The organism is Burkholderia sp. IMCC1007 (assembly GCF_027257875.1).
Taxonomy (GTDB): domain Bacteria; phylum Pseudomonadota; class Gammaproteobacteria; order Burkholderiales; family Burkholderiaceae; genus Burkholderia.
Window position 1 is genome coordinate 49,014 of sequence record NZ_JAPVQY010000035.1, and the last position, 16,576, is coordinate 65,589.

Here is a 16,576-nt window from a genome sequence, read left to right on the forward strand (position 1 = left end):
ACGGCGCGCGACGCGCGCGAGAGACAAACCCGATGCCACGTTTTGCCCGCCTTTTCGAAGCCGCTGCCGATACGCTGAACGCCTACTACCAGGCCGTCGCCGATGCCAATCTCGACGCGCTGCTGGGGTTGTGGATCGACGAGGACTTCGCCAGCTGCGTCTGGGCCGACGGCGAGCATCTGCACGGCCTCGACCAGATCCGCAGCGGGCTCGGCAATCGCCTCGCGACACGCCCGGTGACGATCGAGCCGCTCGACATCCGCGTATACGATAGCCTCGGCACCGTCGTCTACACGATCGCCGAGGCGCATCAGCAGGCCGACCTGACGGCCGACCCCGACATGGTTTTTGCTACGTACGTGATGATCCACGAACGCGGCGAATGGCGGATCGCGCACATCCACGCGAGTCCGATTCCCGAACAAGCGGCCGGACAATTCGCCGCGAAGATCCGTCACGGGCAGGGTCCGCTGCACTGACGAAGAACGAAGCAACGCATTAGCGGGGCGATCATGAGTACGGCTTCTCCGCCCACCTCGCCGCTGACCGGGGCCCCGGCCCCCGACGACGATTCATTGCGCTATCGCGCACCGCGCTGGCTGCCGAACAGCCATGTGCAAACCATCGTGCCCGCGCTGTTCGCGCGACGACCGACCGTCGCGTATCGACGAGAGCGATGGGAAACCCCCGACCACGACTTCATCGATCTCGACTGGGTCGCGCATCTCGACAGCGCGGCGCCGGCGCGCGACGCGCCGCTGTTCGTGCTGTTCCACGGCCTCGAAGGCAGCTCCGGCTCGCACTATGCGCTCGCGATGATGTCCGCCGCGCGCGCGAAGGGCTGGCATGCGGTCGTCCCGCACTTTCGCAGTTGCAGCGGCGAGATCAACCGGCAGCCGCGCTTCTACCATCTCGCCGACAGTGCCGAAGTCGACTGGATCCTGCGCCGGCTCGCCACGCAGCATCGCGGGCCGATCGTCGCGGCCGGCGTGTCGCTCGGCGGCAACGTGCTGCTGCGCTGGCTCGGCGAGCACCGCAGCGACACGTCGATCGTGCACGCCGCCGCCGCGATCTCGACGCCGATCGACGTGCATGCCGGCGGCCGCGCGCTGTCGCAGGGCTTCGCGATGGTCTACACGCGCAGCTTCCTGAAGACGCTCAAACGCAAGGGGCTCGCGAAACTCGAACAGTATCCGGGGCTGTTCGACCGCGACGCGATGCTGCGGGCCGTGACGATGCGCGACTTCGACGAAGTCGTGACCGCGCCGCTGCACGGCTTCGCGAACGCGGACGACTACTGGACCCAGGCCACGACGCGCCCGCTGCTGCGCGCAATCGACGTGCCCACCCTGATCCTCAACGCCCGCAACGATCCGTTCCTGCCCGAATCCGCACTGCCGAGCACCGCCGACGTGTCGCCGGCCGTCGAGCTCGACCAGCCCGCGCACGGCGGCCATGCGGGATTCATGACCGGGCCGTTCCCCGGCCGCCTCGACTGGCTGTCGGCGCGGGTGTTCGGCTATTGCTCGAAATTCGTCGACCATGGATGACATCGTCAGGCAGGCCCTCGCCAAATGGCCGAACGTTCCGCACTGCACCGGCTGGCTGCTGCTCGACCGGCGCGGCGAATGGCGGCTGCGCGACGACGCCGCGCAGGCCGCCGGCGAGCTCGGCTCGCCGATCCGGCACGCGGCGCTGAACGCGTTCATCGGACGCAATTACGAATGCGATGCGCACGGCCAGTGGTTCTTCCAGAACGGGCCGCAGCGCGTGTACGTCGAGCTCGCGTATACGCCGTGGGTCGTGCGGCTTGCCGAACGCGACGGGCAGCTCGCGCTCACCGACCAGACGGGCGCGCCGTTCGAACCGGACGCCGCATGGCTCGACGATGGCGGCGGCGTGCTGTTTCGCGATGCCGGCACACCGCCGCGCGTCGCGGCACTGCACGATCACGACCTCGGGCTGTTCGCCGATCACGCGGATTTCGATGCCGAGCCGCCCATGCTGCGCTGGCGCGACGGCCGCACGCTGCCGCTCGGCAGCATCGCGTGCGCAGACGTGCCTGCGACGTTCGGCTTCGTCGTGAGTCCCGCGCAACGGGCGCGTAATGAAGAAGCCAATGGCGGCCGCAGCACCAGCAGCGAAAGCTGACCCGCGTCCCGCCCTGCCACTGCCCTTGCGCACCTGATGGCCGCCTGACGGCCGCTATCCGCGGCCGTTCTTCTCTTCCTCGCGCTCTTCCTTGTAGCGCGCCTCGAATTCCAGCAGCCGCGCGCCGATGATCGACTGATCGTAGAACGACACGTCCTTCGCGTCGCGCGCTTCCTTCAACTGGCGGATCGCGGACGGCCACGCGCCGTCGAGCGCCAGTTTCTCCGCGAGCGCGCGGCGCCGCGCGAGCACGTCGCCTTTGCCATCGCTCGCCTTCGCGAGGTAATCCCACCAGTCCGGCTGTTCGGGGTCGGCCTTCGCCTGCGCACGTGCGAGCGTTTGCGCTTCGGCGAAGCGGCGCGCGGCCAGCAGCGCCTGCAGGTGCGCGACGATCGCCGCGTGCGACGCCGGCCAGCGCCGCTGCGCGAGCGCCGCGAGCCGCACCGCGTCGTCGGTCCGGCCCGCGCGGCGCGCGATGTCCGCGGCCAGCACGTCGAGGCTCGGCGAACTCGCCGCCGGATCGCCGTCGCGCCGCTCGCGCGCGTCGAATGCGCTGCGTGCCGATGCGAGCGCCTTGTCGGCCGCGTCGTACTGGCCGAGCAGCGTGTTCGCGAGCGCGACGCCGTACTCGTTCGCCGCGACGTTCGGCGCGGTGCGATCGTCGATCTCGAGCTGCATCCGGTGCGCCTCGGCCGCGATGTCGTTCGGCGCGCGGTTCTGCAGGATCCGCAGCCGCGCCCGCACGAAGCCGTATTCGGCCGACTGGCGCGGCTGCCGGTACGGCGCGCGGCGCGCGCGATCCTCCATGTCGGCGATCCGTTCGCCCGTCAGCGGGTGCGTGCGGGCATACGCCGGCACGCCCGCGTCGCCCATCGACGCGCGATCGAGCCGCTCGAAGAAGCCCGGCATTCCGTACGGGTCGTAGCCTGCGCCCGCGAGCAGCTGGAAGCCGACGCGATCGGCCTCGCGCTCGGCCGATCGCGAGAAACGCAGCTGGTTGTCGACCGCATACGCCTGCCCGCCCATCGCGATCGCGCTGCCCAGATCGCCGCTTCTCGCTAGCACGCCAGCCAGCACGCCAAGCAGCATCGTCGCGAGCGCGGTGTAGCCGGTCTTCTCGTTCGCGCCGATCATCCGCGCGATGTGCCGCTGCAGCACGTGCCCCATCTCGTGGCCGACCACCGATGCGAGCTCCGACTCCGTCTGCGTCGTCACCACCAGCCCGCTGTTGATCCCGATGAAGCCGCCTGGCATCGAGAATGCATTGATCTGCGGATCGCGTACCGGGAACAGCTCGAAGTCCGGCGTGTAGCCGCCGATGAAGCGCGCCGCAGCCGCTGCCGCGAGCCGCGCCGCCATCGCGTTTAGGTAGTCGCGCACCAGCCAGTCGTCGAGATAGTCCGGGTCGCGCCGCACCTCGCGCATCACGCGCTCGCCGAGACGACGCTCGGCCTGCGGCGTCAGCGAGCCGCCGGAGCCGTCGCCGAGATCGGGCAGCTCCAGCGCGCGCAGTGGCGCACGCAGGTTCGCGGCGGGCGCGGACGCGCCGCCGGCGCCCGAGAAGCGGCTTTCCGCGCCACCGTACGTGCCGAATACGCCGGTCGCGATGCCGGACGGCACCGTGGAAATCGACGTCGCGCCGCCGCCCGCCGGCTCGAGCGGCGGCGCGGACGCGCTCTGCGCATGGCCGCCCGGCGGCAGCGCGAGCGCGGCCGATAGCGACACGGCAAGCAACTGTTTGACACGCATGGCAGGATGAAAACGACGCCGTCCCGCGCGAGCGGCGCGCATCGCGGCGTTTGGTCTGAATATTCCGGTCATTGTAACGGTGCCGCAACGACTGTCCCGCGCCGCGCATGCGCCATCTGCGCGTCCGGCAACGCGAACGCCGCTGCTATGATAGGCGCCCGTTGAGAGGTTGGATCGGTTCGTCGCGCCGGTATGGGATTCAGTGCCCGGCCGATCGCGAAGCAGGATCGACGGACGTGCGCGCGCACTCCGTTCCACTAGAGGAAGACATGTCAGGACTCACCCATTTCGACGCCGCGGGCCACGCACACATGGTCGACGTCGGCGGCAAGCAGGAAACCCGACGCATCGCGATCGCGCGCGGCACGATCAGGATGCTGCCCGCGACGTTCGCGCTGATCCGCGACGGCAAGGCGAAGAAAGGCGACGTGCTCGGCGTCGCGCGCATCGCCGCGATTCAGGGTGCCAAGCGCACCGCCGACCTCATTCCGCTGTGTCACCCGCTCGCGCTGACGCGCGTGGCCGTCGACTTCGAACTCGACGACGCGCTGCCCGGCGTGCACTGCGTCGTGCAGGTCGAGACGTTCGGCCGGACCGGCGTCGAGATGGAGGCGCTGACCGCGGTGCAGGTCGGGTTGTTGACCGTGTACGACATGTGCAAGGCCGTCGATCGCGGGATGGTGATCACCGACGTGAGCGTGCGGGAAAAGCGCGGCGGGAAGTCGGGCGATTGGAAGGCGGAGGACGCGGCCGGCTGACCGGCCAGAACACCGTCGACCCGAGGTTCGTTCGAAACGACGACGATGCGGCCCGACTGTCCGCACCGCCCCGCATCAATCGGCGTGCCGCGGCTCGAACACGAACGGCTGGGTCAGCAGGAACGGATTCGCGGTGGCGCCCGTCTGCACGCAGGTCGCATGCGTCATCGCATCGACGGCCGCGCGGTCAGCCGCCGCATTGCGGCTGCTCGTCGTCACGGTGACGTTCTGCGCTTCGCCCGACGTCGTCATCAGTGCGCGCACCAGCACCGTAACCGGGCGCGTGAGCGGCTTTGCGGTATCCGGGTAGACGGCACGCGGGATGTGGCAGGTGAGCTTGCTTTCCTGCGACGACGACAGCATCGCGCAGCCGGAAAGCAGCATCGCGACGGCAGGCAGGATCAGGTAGGGTGAGCGGAGAGCCATGGTCGAATATCGTTCTTCAGCACTGTTCCAGGCAAACTCGCCGCACACCGGAAGCCCTCCCCCGGCCGCATCGCGGGTGTCGCCTTGCGCCGCGGCCATCGGACCGGCGCCCCGTTACGGCCGCACGACCGATGGCTGCATCGGCCGCGATCCTGCTTGATGGGTGCCCCGAATATGCCCGGGGCTGCTTTCGCGTCGGCGGCCCGTAACGGGCAACCAAGCACGCGACCGCTTTCGCGCATTGTGCATGCACCGCCCCGCACATGGCGGCAATTTGACAATGGTTGACGCGAATCAGGCCAGCTTCGGCCCGCATCCATTCGCGACGGGAAGCAATCGCCGGGCCGCCCCGGCGCGTCACCGCTCCGCTGCTTCATCGCGATACGAAAGGCGCCGCGATTCCCCGCCGGGCGCCGATCGGTTTCAGTCGGAATCGTCGTCCGAGTCGTCTTCGTCCGCGTCGGCCGGCACTTCCCCGTACTTCGCGACGACGGCAGCCTTGAACGCCTTCAACGACGGCTGCTGATCGCACAGCTTGTACAGCGACGCGAGTTGCTGCGGCCAGTCCTTCAACTCCTTCGCGAACACGTGCAGGCGCGCGACCGTGTCGAGCGCATCGGCTTCGCGACCGGCCATCGCCTGCAGCGCTGCGTAGCGGCGCAGCACCGTCTCGCCGGGCAGCAGCGCGATCGCACGCTCGTGAGCGGCAAGCTTGAGCGGCAGATCGTCCGGCGAGATGGTCAGCAGCGTCGCCGCTCCGTAGTCGCCCCACGCGCCGAACAGCCGCGACGGCGCGTCGCGGTACTGCGCGGCCGGATTGCTGCCGTAATACAGCACTTCCGCACGCTGGTAGTCGCGCAGGACCGGCACCGCCGCCAGCACCCCGCCGACCGACAGCACCGCGAACAGCCCGAACGCCGCGCGGCCCGGCAGGATCCGCAGCGGCTTCACTTCAAGCAGACCGATCACGAACATCGCGGGCAGCAGGAAGAACATGTATTGCTGCGGGTACTCGACGAGCGCATGCATCAGCAGGACGCCGATCAGCGCGAGGCCGAACACGCGCGTGCTCGACTGCGGCGCGCGCACCGCGCGCACGAACCACGTGACAAGCGCGACGACGAGCACGCCAAGGCCGACGGCACCGGACTTCGCGAGCAGGTCGATGAAGATGTCGTGCGAGTTGTTCGCGATCTCGACGCCGCCGAGCGTGCGCACGAGCGCGAACTGGTGCGACGGGAATTCGCCCCAGCCGACGCCGAGCAGCGGATGCTCGCGGAACATCGCCAGACCATACTTCCACAGCGCGAGGCGCGGCGCGATCTGCCCGGCGTCACGCATCCGTTCGGCCGCCGATTCGGCGAGCCCCAGATGAAAATGCACGTTGGCCCAGCGCACCGCGACGTTCACCGCGACGAAGGCCACCGCGAGCACGACCGGCATCAGCCATGCACGCCGGTTGCCGGGCTCGCGGCGCGATTCGAGCCACGCCATCCAGAACCCCGCGACCACCATCACCGCGACCTGCAGCCACGGCCCGCGCGACACGGTCAGCGCGAGACCGACCGACAGTACGATCGACAGCGCGAGCCACGCCCAGGCGGCGAGCCGGCGCGTCTGCACCAGATACAGCGCCCCCGCGAGCGCGAACGCGATGTAGGTGGCCAGGTGGTTCGCCTGCGCCATGTTGCCGTACGGCCGGCGATCGACCGGGATGTTGTACGAGACGACGAACGGCGCCACCACGGACTCGAGATGGAACAACTGCACGATCTGGCTCGCGACGGCGAACACCCCGCCGATCAGCAGCGCACCGGCCATCATCCGCGCGACGGCTTCCGCGAGCCCCTCGCGCGCGAGCGTATAGCCGGCCTGCATCGCGACCAGCGCCGCGGCGAGATAGCCGACCGCGAGCCAGTTCATCGACGGCACCTTCAGCGGCATCAGCGCGACCTGCGCGATCAGCACCGCCGCGAACCCGAGCGGCGCGACGAAAGCGGTCGGCGTGGCAAACGGCTGGGCCGGGCGGCCCGTGCCCGCGAGCAGCACCACGGAGACGCCCACCAGCATATACAGCACCAGCGCGGCGAACTCTGAATAGAAGGTTGGAATCGGATACGTGTGATTCGTGATCGCGTACGGCACGATCAGGGCGACAGCCAGCGCAACGAGCGGCAACGAGCGGGAAAAAGTAGAGGGCATGAGCGAACCGGATGTCAGCAACCGGCGCACTATACAAAACTTTCCCTGCTCTGTGCGGGGCTGTCGCGCCATCGCACGACAGGCACACGACCAGCGCGAGCGGCAGGAGCGGCAACGGCCGCCCCGTGCACGCCGGGCGACGCGCCGCCCGCACCAGTGCCGACACTAGGCGCGGCACTCCGCCGGCGCATATTTCGCGGGCAACGTTGCCGCCTCCGCCGGCAACGGCCCCGCACCCGGCGCCGGCAGCGACGACGCGTCCTTCCCGGCGGCAAAACACTCCCATGCGATCGCGCCGGCCTGCATCACGCCCTTTTTGAGCGGCACGCGTGAGGTCGGCGTATCGGCCTTGTCGGGCGCGGACGGCACCAGCACCAGCGTATTCATACCGGCCGCGGCGACGCGCGTCGTGAATGCCACCGTGATCTGCCCCGTCTCGCCGTCGATGGCGACGGACGCGACGTTGCGGGTAGCGGCCGGCGCGCTGTAGCCGCCGTCCAGGCTTGCGCCGCTCGCGGCGTTGTCGGCGACCGCGAGCCGCGCGGACGACGCAAGCGCAAGCCCTTCGCCGACGCGCGAGCGCGCCAGGTAGTCCTGGTACGCGGGAATCGCGTAGGCCGCGATCACGCCGACGATCGCGAGCACGATCATCAGCTCGATCAGCGTGAAGCCGGCCGGCCGCCAGCGCGGCGACGGCCGGTTCGCGCGCCGCAGATCGGCGGCGACGCGACGGAACAGGGAAACGGAAAAGGCTTCGAACATGGCAGGCTCCGGAAACGAAAAACGCCTGCCGACAAAGGCAGGCGTCTCGATCGTAGCCAGCGGGCCGCGAAGCCGGCAGTCGGCCGGATGGCCAGTCAGTGCGCGTGCGGCGCGCTGCGGCGGTTTCTCAGTGCGTAACCGATCGCGACGACGAACAGCGCACCGGCAATGCTTGCGCCGTAGAGCGCCGGCTGCGTGTCGAGCACCGGCCAGCGATCGCCAACGGGGTCGTTCACGATCAGCCCGCCCGCGATCCAGCCGAGCAGCCCGGCGCCGAGCGCCACGACGACCGGGAAACGGTCGAGCAGCTTCAGCACCAGCGTGCTGCCCCACACGATGATCGGCACGCTGACGAGGAGCCCGAAGATCACGAGCGCGATCCGGTGCGACGGATCGGCCTGCTCGGCCGCGCCGGCAATCGCGATCACGTTGTCGAGGCTCATGACCGCATCGGCGATCACGATCGTCTTCACCGCATCCCACAGCCGGGCGGCTGGCTTGATGTCGTCGTGCGCGTCGGCGGCCGGCGCCATCAGCTTGATGCCGATCCACAGCAGCAGCAGCCCGCCGCCGAGCTTCAGGAACGGCACGTCGAGCAGCGCGACCGCGAACGCGATCAGCACGACACGCAGGAGGATCGCCCCCGCGGTGCCCCAGACGACGCCGCGCAACCGCTGGTTCGCCGGCAGGTTACGGCAAGCAAGCGCGATCACGACCGCGTTGTCGCCGCCGAGCAGGATATCGATGATGACGATCTGGAGAATCGCGCCCCAGTGCAAGGAGGTCAGGAATTCGAGCATGGCGGTGAGGAAAGGACAGCGGCCGCCTCGCGGGCGGGCCGGTTCATCGCCGGACATGCAGCACGCATGCCCGGTGCTTACGAATTCATTGCGCGAGCATAACAAAAAACGCCGGCAAAGCCGGCGTTTTCTGCAGGACGAATCCGATGGAAATGATTACAGCGCCTTCTTCAGCAGACGGCCCATTTCCGACGGGTTGCGCGTGACGGTGATGCCGCACGCTTCCATGATTTCCAGCTTCGCTTCGGCCGTATCCGCACCGCCCGAGATCAGCGCGCCGGCGTGGCCCATGCGCTTGCCCGGAGGCGCCGTGACGCCCGCGATGAAGCCGACGACCGGCTTCTTCATGTTGTCCTTGATCCACTCGGCGGCGTTGGCTTCGTCCGGACCGCCGATTTCGCCGATCATCACGACTGCGTCCGTGTCCGGATCGTCGTTGAACATCTTCATCACGTCGATGTGCTTCAGACCGTTGATCGGGTCGCCGCCGATACCGACTGCCGACGACTGGCCGAGGCCGAGCGCCGTCAGCTGGGCAACGGCTTCATACGTCAGCGTGCCCGAACGCGACACGACGCCGATGCGGCCCTTGCGGTGGATGTGACCCGGCATGATGCCGATCTTCAGCTCGTCCGGCGTGATCGTGCCCGGGCAGTTCGGCCCGAGCAGCAGCGTCTTGCGGCCTTCGCGACGCATGCGGTCCTTCACTTCGATCATGTCACGCACGGGAATGCCTTCCGTGATGCAGATCGCGAGATCGAGGTCGGCTTCGACCGCTTCCCAGATCGCAGCAGCAGCGCCTGCCGGCGGAACGTAGATGACCGACACGGTTGCGCCAGTTTCCGCCTTCGCTTCCTTGACGCTCGCGTAGATCGGAATGCCTTCGAAATCTTCGCCGGCCTTCTTCGGGTTCACGCCCGCGACGAATGCTTCGCGGCCGTTTGCGTATTCACGGCAGGCGCGCGTATGGAACTGACCGGTTTTGCCGGTAATGCCCTGCGTGATGACCTTCGTGTCCTTGTTGATCAGAATCGACATGTATTTTGACCTCTGTTCGATGGGCGTCGCGTGCAAACCGCGCCGCCATACGTGTTCATTAGCGCGTGCTTACTTGCCTGCGGCAGCCGCGACGACCTTCTGCGCAGCCTCTTCCATGCTGTCGGCCGAGATGATCGGCAGGCCCGAATCGGCCAGCATCTTCTTGCCGAGGTCCTCGTTCGTGCCCTTCATGCGCACGACGAGCGGCACGTTCAGGTTCACGGCCTTCGAACCGGCGATCACGCCTTCGGCGATCACGTCGCAGCGCATGATGCCGCCGAAGATGTTCACGAGGATCGCCTTCAGATCCGGGTTCTTCAGCATCAGCTTGAACGCTTCCGTGACCTTCTCGGTCGTGGCGCCACCGCCGACGTCCAGGAAGTTCGCCGGCTCGCCGCCGAACAGCTTGATGGTGTCCATCGTCGCCATCGCGAGGCCCGCGCCGTTCACGAGGCAGCCGATGTTGCCGTCGAGCGAGATGTACGCGAGGTCGAACTTCGACGCTTCGATTTCAGCCGGATCTTCTTCGTCCAGATCGCGGTACGCGACGATTTCCGGGTGGCGGAACAGCGCGTTCGAGTCGAAGTTGAACTTCGCGTCGAGTGCGATGACCTTGCCGTCGCCGGACACGTTCAGCGGGTTGATTTCAGCCAGCGATGCGTCGGTTTCCCAGAATGCCTTGTACAGGCCTTGCAGGATCGCGCGCGCTTGCGGAATCGATGTGGCCGGCACGCCGATCTTCGCGGCGAGGTCGTCGGCTTGCGCGTCCAGCAGGCCCGTCGACGGCTCGACGATGACCTTGTGGATCAGTTCCGGGTGCTTTTCGGCGACTTCTTCGATGTCCATGCCGCCTTCGCTCGAACCCATCAGCACGATCTTCTGCGAGATGCGGTCGACGACGAGGCTGACATACAGTTCCTGCTTGATGTCGGCGCCTTCTTCGATCATCAGGCGATTGACCTTCTGGCCTTCCGGGCCCGTCTGGTGCGTGACGAGCTGCATGCCGAGGATCTGGTTCGCGTATTCGCGAACCTGCTCGATCGACTTCGCCACCTTCACGCCGCCGCCCTTGCCACGGCCACCCGCGTGAATCTGAGCCTTCACGACCCACACCGGGCCGCCGAGCTCTTCTGCCACCTTGACGGCCTCGTCAACCGAGAACGCCGGCTTGCCGCGCGGTACCGCGACGCCGAATTTCCGCAGGATTTCCTTACCCTGGTACTCGTGAATCTTCATGCGTGATTCCCTTCAGTCTGAGAGTTGGATGAAATGTCGCTTAAGACGCTTCTTCGAATGATTTCCGTTCATTCCTTCGTGCTGCCATCACCGGGCAGATCCGGCCGGCTCGCGCCATACCAGCGCGGGTAGTACTGCCGCACGACCTCGCCGTCGAACCGCAACGCCTGGCAGCGGCCGAGCTGGAAAGGCGGTTCAGTGTGCGCGCCGTCGTGATCCGGACCTTCGCCGCCCTCTTCGCGCACGTTCCATACGTCACCGGCGAACGCCTGGATCGCTGCGGTCGGCAGCACGGCGCACAGTTCGGTGAGATGGGAGCAGCCTGCGACGCCGGCGAGCAGCCGGTTCGCGTTGCGGCGGAAATTGCGGAAGAGATTGAGCCCGATCAGGGCCCGATAGGCAGGCGGGGCGGATTGACAGTGACCGGGATAGGGAACCCATTCCGAAGACGCTTCGGCGTCGACGACATTGAGGTCACGATCGATAGTCACGCGCAGCCAGAGTTCGTGGATCGGCAGGCCCTGGGGCCGGATGCCCGACGCAAGCGCGACATCGCGCGGCTTGTGGTCGGTCAGGCAGGCTTCGATGTCCCACAAGCCGTCGCCGCGCTCGTAAGCTTCCGCTCGGATTGCGCGTCGATGTCGCAACTGACGGGGCACGGGCTCGGATAGCGGCATGCTGGAGGTTGAGGCCGAAGAGGAAAACCCGTGGATTTTAGCATATTGGGTATTTGAGGCAGTCTGCCGCGACGGCGGGTATTCCCCGCTGTCCATCGGTGGTTGCGTTGCAGCAAAATCGCGCGCCGCGCGCGACCGGACCGGTCAGTCGTCGATCGGGAAATCGTCGCCGACTTTCAGCAACTTCACGATGGTCGCGCTCGAGAAGCCGCGCGCGGCCAGGAAGCGCGCCTGCTTCGCGCGCTCGGCCGGCGTTTGCGGCAGTGCACCGAATTTCTTGCGCCAGACGGCCTGCGCGCGTGTGAGTTCGGTCTCGCGCAACTGCGCATTCACTTCCTCGACGAGACTGTCGCCGACCGCATGACGCTTCAGTTCGCTGACGATGCGCGCGACCCCGACACGCGATGCGCGGCGATGCACGAGACTCTCGGCAAAGCGCGCATCGGACAACCAGCCGTCCTTTTCCAGCGCATCGAGCACCGGTTCGACCGATTCGTCCTCGCCGACGTACGGCGCGAGTTTGCGGGCGAGTTCGGCGCGGCTGTACTCGCGCCGCGACAGATAGCCGAGTGCGCGGCCCTTCAGCGAACGCGGCGGCTTCGACGACTTGCGCTCGCGCGCGCCCGGCTCGTCGCCGGAAGAAGCACCGCGCGTGCGGCGCGGATGCTGGCTGCTGCGGGTATAGACGTCTTGCGCGACCGGCGCGGCCGCACCGGCTGCGCGCTCGCCGGGGAAGCTGACGCCGGACACGCGACGGCGCGACCGGTCGTGTGCGTCGAACGATTCGTCGTCGTCGAACGGATCGACCGGCGCGGCAATCTCAAACGAAACGAGGGCATCGTCGGATGCCCTCGTCGCAGTGCGGTTCGCGGCCTGACTGCCCGTGACCCGCTGGTTGGTGGCCGAGGACCCGGTTCGCCGGGCGGAGCGGCCCGCCGTTTCGGGCGCGTCGCTCTGCTCCGGTTCGCCAGCCTGACCTCGGCGCCCGACCATCACTCTTCTTCGTCCATCGCCTCGGCTTCGTTGCCTGCGCCATCCGGCATTGCGACGACACCGAGCGATTCACGAATGCGGTTTTCGATCTCGCGGGCGATTTCCGGATTCTCGCGCAGGAATTCACGCGCGTTGTCCTTGCCCTGACCGATCTTCTCGCCGTTGTAGCTGTACCAGGCGCCTGCTTTGTCGACGATCTTCGCCTGCACGCCGAGATCGATGATCTCGCCCTGACGCGAAATGCCTTCGCCGTACAGGATGTCGAAGATCGCTTCGCGGAACGGCGGAGACACCTTGTTCTTGACGACCTTCACGCGGGTTTCGTTGCCGATCACCTCGTCGTTCTTCTTGATCGAGCCGATCCGGCGGATATCGAGACGCACCGACGCATAGAATTTCAGCGCGTTGCCGCCCGTCGTGGTTTCCGGGTTGCCGAACATCACGCCGATCTTCATCCGGATCTGGTTGATGAAGATCACGAGGCAGTTCGTGCGCTTGATCGTGCCCGTCAGCTTGCGCAGCGCCTGCGACATCAGGCGAGCCTGCAGGCCCGGCAGCGAATCGCCCATCTCGCCTTCGATTTCGGCCTTCGGCACGAGCGCCGCGACCGAGTCGATGACGATCATGTCGATCGAGCCCGAGCGCACCAGCGCGTCGGTGATTTCGAGCGCCTGCTCGCCGGTGTCCGGCTGCGAGATCAGCAGCTCCGGCACGTTCACGCCGAGCTTCGACGCGTACTGGACGTCGAGCGCGTGCTCGGCGTCGATGAAGGCTGCCGTGCCGCCCAGCTTCTGCAGTTCGGCAATGACCTGCAGCGTGAGCGTGGTTTTACCCGACGATTCCGGACCGTAGATCTCGACCACCCGGCCGCGCGGCAGGCCGCCGACGCCGAGCGCGATGTCGAGACCCAGCGAGCCCGTGGAGACGACCTGGATGTCTTCGGCCGCTTCGCCGTCGCCCATCCGCATGATCGACCCTTTGCCGAACTGCTTCTCGATCTGCGCGAGTGCGGCCGCCAGCGCCTTGCTCTTCTCGGCGGTCATCCCGGAGCCCTTCTTGCTATCTTCCATGAATCGTCCTTTGCTATGATGAGCAGCGTCTGTTAGAGGCGCGCCCGCTTCAAGCGCTGCCCACGAATGCAGACACTGTATAAAAAAACAGTATTTTATGCAAGCCCGCGATGCGGGTTGCGTCGTACACGAATAACTTCGGAGACAGCCGCGCCGGCGTGAACGCGCCGCCGGCCATCGGTCAGCAACATGCGAATTCTCATCGCCGAAGACGACAGCATACTCGCGGACGGCCTCACCCGGTCACTCCGCCAATCGGGCTATGCGGTCGACCACGTGAAGAGCGGCCTCGACGCCGATACCGCGCTGTCGATGCAGACTTTCGACCTGCTGATCCTCGATCTCGGGCTGCCCAAAATGTCCGGGCTCGACGTGCTGAAGCGCCTGCGCGCGCGCAATTCCAACCTCCCCGTGCTGATCCTGACCGCCGCCGACAGCGTCGACGAACGCGTGAAGGGGCTCGATCTGGGCGCGGACGACTACATGGCCAAGCCGTTCGCGCTCAACGAGCTCGAGGCGCGCGTGCGCGCGCTGACCCGGCGCGGCGCGGGCGGCGGCCCGACCGTCGTGCGCCACGGCTCGCTCGCGTTCGACCAGGTCGGCCGCATCGCGTATGCGAACGAGCGCGTGCTCGACCTGTCCGCGCGCGAACTCGGCCTGCTCGAAGTGCTGCTGCAGCGCATCGGCCGGCTCGTGTCGAAGGAGCAGCTCGTCGATCACCTGTGCGAATGGGGCGAGGAAGTCAGCAACAACGCGATCGAAGTGTACGTGCACCGGCTGCGCAAGAAGATCGAGCCGAGCGGCGTGCGGATCTCCACCGTGCGCGGCCTCGGCTACTGCCTCGAGAAAGTCGCACCCGCGGCGCCCGCCGACACGGCAGCGCCCCCGCCCGCGCCGGCCGGCACGCCGCTGCGCTGACGCCGGCCGTCGCCGCGATGGCCACGCCGGCCCGTTCCCGTCATCCGAGCGGCGAGGAGCCGTCCGCCGCCGACGTGGCGCGCGACGCGCGCTACGAGAACCCGTTCGCGCCGCCCGACGAGACCGACACGCCCGAAGCCGCGCGCCCGCGCTCGCTGTTCGGCGAAATCCTCGACTGGATGCTCGCGCCGCTCCTGCTGCTGTGGCCGATGAGCATCGCCGTCACCTATCTGGTCGCGAAGACGATCGCGAACGGCCCGTTCGACCGCGCGCTCGAGACCAACGCGTACGTGCTCGCGCGGCAGATCCATCCGGTCAACGGCGTCGCCGAGCTGACGCTGCCGCAGCAGACGCGCGACTTCCTGCGCGCGGACAACGTCGACAGCGTCTACTTCCAGGTGCTCGGCACACGCGGCGAGCTGGTCGCGGGCGAAGCCGACATGCCGCTGCCGCGCGACGAGGACCGCCCGTCGCCGGGCGTCGTCGTGTTCCGCGACGACCTGCTGCGCGGCAACGACGTGCGCGTCGCGTATACGACCGTCGCGCTGCCGCAGTCGAGCGATACGCAGCCGGTGCTCGTCCAGGTCGGCGAGACGCTCGACAAGCGCAATGCACTCGCGAACGACATCATCAAGGGCGTGATCCTGCCGCAGTTCGTGATCCTGCCGCTCGCGATCCTGCTGGTGTGGTTCGGGCTGTCGCGCGGGCTCGCGCCGCTCAACGCGCTGCAGGCGCACATCCGCGCGCGGCGGCCCGACGATCTGTCGCCCGTCGAGGCGCAGCGCGCGCCGCCCGAGATCGAGCCGCTCGTCACGTCGTTCAACGACCTGCTTGCGCGCCTCGAACAGAACATGGCGCTGCAAAAGCGCTTCATCGCCGACGCCGCGCACCAGATGAAGACGCCGCTCGCCGGCCTGCGCACGCAGGCCGAATTCGCGCTGCGCCACCCGGTGCCGCCCGACGTGCAGCGCTCGCTCGAGCAGATCGCGACGAGCTCCGAGCAGGCCGCACGGCTCGTCACGCAACTGCTCGCGCTCGCGCGCGCCGAGAACCGCGCGAGCGGGCTGACGTTCGAGCCGGTCGAAATCGGCTCGCTCGCGCGGCGCGCGGTGCGCGACTGGGTGCAGGCCGCGCTCGCGAAACGGATGGACCTCGGCTACGAAGGCCCCGAGGACGACGCGCCGCTCGACGTCGACGGCAATCCGGTGATGCTGCGCGAGATGCTCGGCAACCTGATCGACAACGCGATCCGCTACACGCCTGACGGCGGCCGCATCACCGTGCGCGTGCGCGCCGAGCCCGCGGCGCGGCGCGTGCACCTCGAAGTCGAGGATACCGGGCCCGGCATCCCGGCCGGCGAACGCGAGCGCGTCGTCGAGCGCTTCTACCGGATCCTCGGCCGCGAAGGCGACGGCAGCGGGCTCGGGCTCGCGATCGTGCGCGAAATCGCGACGCAGCACGGCGGCACGCTGACGCTCGAGGATCACGTCTATCAGCACAGGCCGCGCCTCGCCGGCACGCTGGCTCGCGTCAGCCTGCCGCTGTCGGGCACCGCGCCCGATCCTTCCTGACACGCACGCCGCCCCTACTCCGTCGCGCGCGGCGCGATCGCTTCGAAACCGACGTTTTATCGGCCGTTCGCGACACGATCGGGACGCGAAGCGGCCGATTCTTCGCGGGTTAACGCGCAGTCGTTTTGTCCGCGCGAGTCAGTGCGCCGTAAGTTTCCCTGCCAATAATCGTCGACAGGCCCGCCCACCCAAGGCGGCCGCATATCTATAGCAAGGGACTTGGAG

At 67.8% G+C, this 16,576-nt stretch carries 16 protein-coding genes; 6 read left to right on the plus strand and 10 right to left on the minus strand.

What is annotated here, in order from left to right; all coding sequences use genetic code 11:
* Positions 1–32: 32 nt before the first annotated feature.
* From O1Q03_RS25745 to O1Q03_RS25755, 3 genes are read left to right on the plus strand one after another with little or no spacing between them, the layout of a single operon-like run.
* Entirely contained in the window at positions 33–479 is a 447-nt protein-coding gene (locus tag O1Q03_RS25745; protein WP_269506838.1) for a nuclear transport factor 2 family protein, read from the plus strand.
* 33 nt (positions 480–512) lie between these two features.
* Positions 513–1,550, plus strand: a complete 1,038-nt coding sequence (locus O1Q03_RS25750; protein ID WP_269506839.1) for a hydrolase — start codon at positions 513–515, stop codon at positions 1,548–1,550.
* Entirely contained in the window at positions 1,543–2,151 is a 609-nt protein-coding gene (locus tag O1Q03_RS25755; protein WP_269506840.1) for a DUF2946 family protein, read from the plus strand. Before O1Q03_RS25750 ends, O1Q03_RS25755 begins: the two co-directional genes overlap by 8 nt.
* A 54-nt stretch (positions 2,152–2,205) precedes the next feature.
* Here O1Q03_RS25755 and O1Q03_RS25760 read toward each other — a convergent pair whose 3' ends face one another.
* Positions 2,206–3,900, minus strand: coding sequence for a M48 family metalloprotease (locus O1Q03_RS25760; RefSeq protein ID WP_269506842.1), 1,695 nt, complete (start codon positions 3,898–3,900; stop codon positions 2,206–2,208).
* 269 nt (positions 3,901–4,169) lie between these two features.
* On the opposite strand from O1Q03_RS25760, the gene moaC reads away from it, so the two are divergent.
* The gene (gene moaC / locus O1Q03_RS25765) at positions 4,170–4,658 is read left to right on the plus strand and encodes a cyclic pyranopterin monophosphate synthase MoaC (protein WP_269506843.1); all 489 of its coding nucleotides are present in this window, start codon (positions 4,170–4,172) and stop codon (positions 4,656–4,658) included.
* A gap of 75 nt (positions 4,659–4,733) precedes the next feature.
* On the opposite strand, the gene O1Q03_RS25770 is transcribed toward moaC, so the two are convergent.
* The 9 genes from O1Q03_RS25770 to recA form a co-directional block, all read right to left on the minus strand.
* Entirely contained in the window at positions 4,734–5,084 is a 351-nt protein-coding gene (locus O1Q03_RS25770) for a TonB family protein (RefSeq protein WP_269506844.1), read from the minus strand.
* Between the two features lie 423 nt (positions 5,085–5,507).
* The gene (locus O1Q03_RS25775) at positions 5,508–7,286 is read right to left on the minus strand and encodes a PglL family O-oligosaccharyltransferase (RefSeq protein ID WP_269506845.1); all 1,779 of its coding nucleotides are present in this window, start codon (positions 7,284–7,286) and stop codon (positions 5,508–5,510) included.
* 165 nt (positions 7,287–7,451) lie between these two features.
* On the minus strand, positions 7,452–8,048 hold the full coding sequence (locus O1Q03_RS25780) for a pilin (protein WP_269506846.1): 597 nt from the start codon (positions 8,046–8,048) through the stop codon (positions 7,452–7,454).
* 95 nt (positions 8,049–8,143) lie between these two features.
* Positions 8,144–8,848, minus strand: coding sequence for a TerC family protein (locus tag O1Q03_RS25785; RefSeq protein WP_269506871.1), 705 nt, complete (start codon positions 8,846–8,848; stop codon positions 8,144–8,146).
* A 156-nt stretch (positions 8,849–9,004) separates the two neighbouring features.
* A complete protein-coding gene (sucD, locus tag O1Q03_RS25790) occupies positions 9,005–9,886 on the minus strand; it encodes a succinate--CoA ligase subunit alpha (RefSeq protein WP_006477916.1) in 882 nt (293 codons plus the stop codon).
* Between the two features lie 69 nt (positions 9,887–9,955).
* Positions 9,956–11,122: an ADP-forming succinate--CoA ligase subunit beta gene (sucC, locus tag O1Q03_RS25795; protein ID WP_269506847.1), complete on the minus strand. Its 1,167-nt coding sequence runs from the start codon at positions 11,120–11,122 to the stop codon at positions 9,956–9,958.
* Positions 11,123–11,190: 68 nt separating this feature from the next.
* Complete coding sequence (locus O1Q03_RS25800) at positions 11,191–11,799, minus strand: DUF2889 domain-containing protein (protein ID WP_332112552.1); 609 nt, start codon at positions 11,797–11,799, stop codon at positions 11,191–11,193.
* A 144-nt stretch (positions 11,800–11,943) separates the two neighbouring features.
* A complete protein-coding gene (recX, locus tag O1Q03_RS25805) occupies positions 11,944–12,792 on the minus strand; it encodes a recombination regulator RecX (RefSeq protein ID WP_269506849.1) in 849 nt (282 codons plus the stop codon).
* Positions 12,792–13,862: a recombinase RecA gene (gene recA / locus O1Q03_RS25810; protein ID WP_124828881.1), complete on the minus strand. Its 1,071-nt coding sequence runs from the start codon at positions 13,860–13,862 to the stop codon at positions 12,792–12,794. The genes recX and recA overlap by 1 nt, the downstream gene beginning before the upstream one ends.
* 189 nt (positions 13,863–14,051) lie before the next feature.
* Here recA and O1Q03_RS25815 point away from each other — a divergent pair, with 189 nt between their 5' ends.
* The gene (locus O1Q03_RS25815; RefSeq protein ID WP_269506851.1) at positions 14,052–14,780 is read left to right on the plus strand and encodes a response regulator transcription factor; all 729 of its coding nucleotides are present in this window, start codon (positions 14,052–14,054) and stop codon (positions 14,778–14,780) included.
* 17 nt (positions 14,781–14,797) lie between these two features.
* Complete coding sequence (locus tag O1Q03_RS25820; protein ID WP_269506852.1) at positions 14,798–16,351, plus strand: sensor histidine kinase; 1,554 nt, start codon at positions 14,798–14,800, stop codon at positions 16,349–16,351.
* Positions 16,352–16,576 lie beyond the last annotated feature (225 nt).

What these genes read in the sequence shown, in the direction of transcription:
- O1Q03_RS25745 (WP_269506838.1), top strand. Translation starts at nt 33, where the DNA reads ATGCCACGTTTTGCCCGCCTTTTCGAAGCCGCTGCCGATACGCTGAAC.
- O1Q03_RS25750 (WP_269506839.1), top strand. Translation starts at nt 513, where the DNA reads ATGAGTACGGCTTCTCCGCCCACCTCGCCGCTGACCGGGGCCCCGGCC.
- O1Q03_RS25755 (WP_269506840.1), top strand. Translation starts at nt 1,543, where the DNA reads ATGGATGACATCGTCAGGCAGGCCCTCGCCAAATGGCCGAACGTTCCG.
- O1Q03_RS25760 (WP_269506842.1), bottom strand. Translation starts at nt 3,900, where the DNA reads ATGCGTGTCAAACAGTTGCTTGCCGTGTCGCTATCGGCCGCGCTCGCG.
- moaC (WP_269506843.1), top strand. Translation starts at nt 4,170, where the DNA reads ATGTCAGGACTCACCCATTTCGACGCCGCGGGCCACGCACACATGGTC.
- O1Q03_RS25770 (WP_269506844.1), bottom strand. Translation starts at nt 5,084, where the DNA reads ATGGCTCTCCGCTCACCCTACCTGATCCTGCCTGCCGTCGCGATGCTG.
- O1Q03_RS25775 (WP_269506845.1), bottom strand. Translation starts at nt 7,286, where the DNA reads ATGCCCTCTACTTTTTCCCGCTCGTTGCCGCTCGTTGCGCTGGCTGTC.
- O1Q03_RS25780 (WP_269506846.1), bottom strand. Translation starts at nt 8,048, where the DNA reads ATGTTCGAAGCCTTTTCCGTTTCCCTGTTCCGTCGCGTCGCCGCCGAT.
- O1Q03_RS25785 (WP_269506871.1), bottom strand. Translation starts at nt 8,848, where the DNA reads ATGCTCGAATTCCTGACCTCCTTGCACTGGGGCGCGATTCTCCAGATC.
- sucD (WP_006477916.1), bottom strand. Translation starts at nt 9,886, where the DNA reads ATGTCGATTCTGATCAACAAGGACACGAAGGTCATCACGCAGGGCATT.
- sucC (WP_269506847.1), bottom strand. Translation starts at nt 11,122, where the DNA reads ATGAAGATTCACGAGTACCAGGGTAAGGAAATCCTGCGGAAATTCGGC.
- O1Q03_RS25800 (WP_332112552.1), bottom strand. Translation starts at nt 11,799, where the DNA reads ATGCCGCTATCCGAGCCCGTGCCCCGTCAGTTGCGACATCGACGCGCA.
- recX (WP_269506849.1), bottom strand. Translation starts at nt 12,792, where the DNA reads ATGGTCGGGCGCCGAGGTCAGGCTGGCGAACCGGAGCAGAGCGACGCG.
- recA (WP_124828881.1), bottom strand. Translation starts at nt 13,862, where the DNA reads ATGGAAGATAGCAAGAAGGGCTCCGGGATGACCGCCGAGAAGAGCAAG.
- O1Q03_RS25815 (WP_269506851.1), top strand. Translation starts at nt 14,052, where the DNA reads ATGCGAATTCTCATCGCCGAAGACGACAGCATACTCGCGGACGGCCTC.
- O1Q03_RS25820 (WP_269506852.1), top strand. Translation starts at nt 14,798, where the DNA reads ATGGCCACGCCGGCCCGTTCCCGTCATCCGAGCGGCGAGGAGCCGTCC.